The following is a 2,537-nucleotide window of genomic DNA, read 5'->3' as shown; positions in this document are numbered from 1 at the left end:
CGACGGTCGCCTGGCCAGCCTCGGGCCGTCCGCGGGGGCCCTGTTCGTCAGCCTGTGCATCGCCCTCGGCCTCGGCGCCTTCGTCGTCACCGCCCGCGACTGGTGGCGCCTGCGCCGCTGACCGCCTGCGCCGCGGGCTGCGTGAGGTGTTTGGCCGCCGGCCGTGTCGTCGTCGCCTTGGGCGTCTCCTCTGTCACGACATGGGGTATCCGCCGGAGCGCATGACCCACGTTGTGACACGGCGGCGGCCTTCGTGTCACAAGGTGGGGGACTCGACATCTCCGATAGCCCATCTTGTGACTCTGGCCTCTGACGGTGAGCGCCGGCTGATCGGCGCCGGCCGACCCATCGCTAGGCTTGCGAACCGTGATCCCTGCCCGCCTCGTCGTCCTCGTCTCCGGCTCCGGCACGCTGTTGCAGGCGCTGATCGACGCGGCCGCCGACGCGGCATACGGCGCCCAGATCGTCGCCGTCGGCGCCGACCGCGACGACACCCTGGGGGAGCAGCGGGCGGCGCGGGCCGGCATACCCACCTTCGTCGAGAAGGTGAGCGACCACCCGAGCCGGGAGGAGTGGGACGCCGCCCTGACGGCGCGGGTGGCGGCATACGACCCGGACCTGGTCGTGAGCGCCGGCTTCATGAAGGTGCTCGGCCCGGCCTTCCTCGCCGCCCACCGGACGATCAACACCCATCCGGCCCTACTTCCGAGTTTCCCTGGGGCACATGGGGTTCGCGACGCGCTCGCGCACGGGGTCAAGCTGACCGGGTGCACGTGCCATTGGGTGGACAGCGGCGTCGACACCGGGCCGATCATCGACCAGCGGGCGGTCCGGATCAAGGACGGCGACACCGAGCTGAGCCTGCACGAGCGGATCAAGGTCCTTGAGCGCGACATGCTCGTCGACGTGGTGCGGACACTGGCCTCAGCCCGGTCACGACCGAACTAGACTCGAGCAAGTGAGTAGCGTCAGCGCCCCCGGTCCCACGCAAGACCTCCGCCCGGTGCGCCGGGCCCTCGTCTCGGTCTACGACAAGAGCGGGCTGGAGGAGTTGGTCCGTGGCCTGCACGAGGCGGGCGTCGCGCTCGTCTCGACCGGCGGATCGGCGAAGTTCATCGCCGGCCTCGGCCTCCCCGTCACCGAGGTGGCCGATCTGACCGGCTTCCCCGAATGCCTCGAGGGGCGGGTCAAGACCCTCCACCCCGTCATCCACGCCGGCGTGCTCGCCGACACCCGCAAGCCCGACCACCTCGAGCAGCTGGCCGGCCTCGAGATCAAGCCGTTCGAGCTGGTCGTCTGCAACCTCTACCCGTTCGCCGCGACCGTCGCCTCAGGGGCCGGGCCCGACGAGTGCGTCGAGCAGATCGACATCGGCGGGCCGACGATGGTGCGCGCCGCCGCCAAGAACCACCCCTCCGTCGCCATCGTCACCGACCCCGCGGCATACCCGATGGTGCTGGAGGCCGTGACCTCTGGTGGGTTCACCGTCGAGCAGCGGAAACTGTTGGCCGCCAAGGCCTTCCAGCACACGGCGGACTACGACAACGCGGTCGCCAACTGGATGGGCAATGCCTATGTCGATACCTCCGGCGGCAGCGGCTTCCCGGCGTGGGCGGGTGCGACGTGGACCAAGGCGCAGTCGCTGCGCTACGGCGAGAACCCCCACCAGCGCGCCGCGCTCTATCGCTCCGGACGGCCGGGGCTGGCCAGTGCCGAGCAGCTGCACGGCAAGGAGATGTCCTACAACAACTACGTCGACACCGACGCCGCCGTGCGGGCCGCCTACGACCAGGGCGACCAGCCGACGGTCGCGATCATCAAGCACGCCAACCCCTGCGGGATCGGCGTCGGCGACACCGTGGATGCGGCGTATGCCGCCGCTCACGCCTGTGACCCCGTGTCCGCGTATGGCGGTGTGGTCGCCACCAACCGCACGGTCAACCGCGCGATGGCGCTGGCGCTCAACGACACCTTCAGCGAAGTTGTCGCGGCGCCCGGCTTCGACGCTGACGCGCTGGACGTGTTGCGGGAGAAGAAGAACCGACGCCTCGTGCAGTTGCCCGACGGTATGCAGGCGGCTCGCGACGCGGTGGAGTACCGCCCGATCTCGGGTGGCGTGCTCATGCAGACCGTGGACCGGTTGGATGCGGTCGTCGAGGATGCCTCGGGCGGCGTCTCCGGTGGGGACGAAGCGGCAAACTGGCGCCTCGTGGCGGGATCTGCTGCCGATGCGGCGACGCTGGCGGATCTCCAGTTCGCCTGGCGCGCAGTGCGATCGGTGAAGTCCAACGCTATCCTCCTTGCCCGCGATGGCGCGTCGGTCGGCATCGGCATGGGCCAGGTCAACCGGGTCGACTCGTGCCGCCTGGCCGTCTCGCGGGCGGGGGAGGAGCGGGCGCGTGGGGCGGTCGCCGCCTCCGACGCCTTCTTCCCCTTCGCTGACGGGCTGCAGGTGCTGCTCGACGCCGGCGTCGAAGCCGTTGTGGCGCCGGGCGGTTCGGTCCGCGACGAAGAGGTCGTCGCCGCGGCCGAGGCGG

General features: G+C 70.8%; 2 protein-coding genes. Both read left to right on the top strand.

Going from position 1 to position 2,537, the window contains the following annotated elements:
* Positions 1–366 precede the first annotated feature (366 nt).
* Positions 367–948 (top strand): phosphoribosylglycinamide formyltransferase, encoded by a 582-nt coding sequence (gene purN / locus BN11_RS15495; RefSeq protein ID WP_407667987.1) that lies wholly within the window; start codon positions 367–369, stop codon positions 946–948.
* 10 nt (positions 949–958) lie between these two features.
* On the top strand, positions 959–2,537 hold a 1,579-nt coding region (gene purH / locus BN11_RS15490), incomplete at its 3' end, for a bifunctional phosphoribosylaminoimidazolecarboxamide formyltransferase/IMP cyclohydrolase (RefSeq protein ID WP_048699182.1).

The sequence above is a fragment of the Nostocoides australiense Ben110 genome, assembly GCF_001050535.1.
In the GTDB taxonomy this organism is placed as follows: domain Bacteria; phylum Actinomycetota; class Actinomycetes; order Actinomycetales; family Dermatophilaceae; genus Nostocoides_A; species Nostocoides_A australiense.
The sequence above is the reverse complement of the archived record's forward strand: the minus strand, read 5'-3'. Positions and strand labels throughout refer to the sequence as shown.